The sequence below is a fragment of the Streptomyces sp. NPDC048461 genome, assembly GCF_055587105.1.
In genome coordinates this window covers 1-1,076 of sequence record NZ_JBVJGW010000090.1, presented here as the reverse complement: position 1 = coordinate 1,076, position 1,076 = coordinate 1, and the positions used below count along the sequence as shown (strand labels likewise).

Genomic DNA, 1,076 nt, shown 5'->3' with positions numbered 1-1,076 from the left:
CCGGAGGGTGGGGGCCTGACCGCTGAGCGTCGGGCGTTTCGTGAGGGGATCCGGCTTCAGGCCGGCGAGCGGTTCGCGGCGGGTGAGAAGACCGCCGTGATCGCGAAGGACCTGCGGGTGAGTGTGCGGTCGGTGGAACGCTGGCGTCGTGCCTGGCGCGAGGGCGGCATAGAGGCCCTGCACTCGACGGGCCCGGCCAACTCCCCGACCGTCACCGATGCCCAGTTCAGCATGCTCGAGGAGGAACTCGGCAAAGGCCCCTCAGCGCACGGCTTCGAGGATGAACGGTGGACTCTGGTCCGGGTCCAGACGGTGATCCGCCGCAGGCTGCGGGTGAGTCTCTCGGTAGCGACGGTCTGGCGGCTGCTGAAGCGGCACGGCTGGTCCTGGCAGGCACCGGCCCGCAGAGCACTCGAGCGTGACGAGCACGCGGTCGAGCTCTGGAAGAAGGAGGTGTGGCCCCAGGTAAAAGCCTCGCGGCGGCGTCCGGGGCATGGCTCGTCTTCGAGGACGAGGCCGGATTCTCCATGACGCCGCCCCGCTCCCGCACCTGGGGCCTGCGCGGACACACCCCCGTCATCCGCGTCCGCGGCCGCTCCCGCCGCCGGACCTCGGTCGCCGCCCTGTGCTGCTATAAACCCGGCGAGCCGAGCCGCCTCATCCACCGGCCCCGCAACCATCTCCTGCTCAAGGGCGCCCGCAAGAGTTTCTCCTGGCAGGACTACCGCGACCTGCTGGTGAGAGCACACATCCAGCTCGGCGGACCCATCGTGGTGGTCTGGGACAATCTCAACACCCACCTGGCCGCCGGGCTGAAACGCTACGAGGCCGAGCACGACTGGCTCACCACCGTCCGCCTCCCGGCATACGCGCCAGACCTGAACCCGGTCGAAGCCATCTGGTCACTCGTGCGCAGAGCCACGGCCAACACCGCCTTCGACACCCCCGACGACCTCGACCGCAAACTCCGCCGCGAGTTACGCAGAATCCAACTCAGACCCCACCTCATCGACGGCTGCCTCACCGCCACCGGCCTGGCTATCAACCCACCGACCCCACCCTGAAATCCTCAGTAG

At 68.9% G+C, this 1,076-nt stretch carries 1 protein-coding gene; it reads left to right on the top strand.

What is annotated here, in order from left to right; translation table 11 throughout:
• A protein-coding gene (locus ACZ6S8_RS39685; protein ID WP_469463285.1) for an IS630 family transposase occupies positions 1 to 1,064 on the top strand; the annotation gives its coding sequence in 2 pieces (ribosomal slippage) (positions 1 to 438 and positions 441 to 1,064; 1,062 coding nt annotated over the 2 pieces). This gene is flagged as partial in the annotation.
• Positions 1,065 to 1,076: the final 12 nt, after the last annotated feature.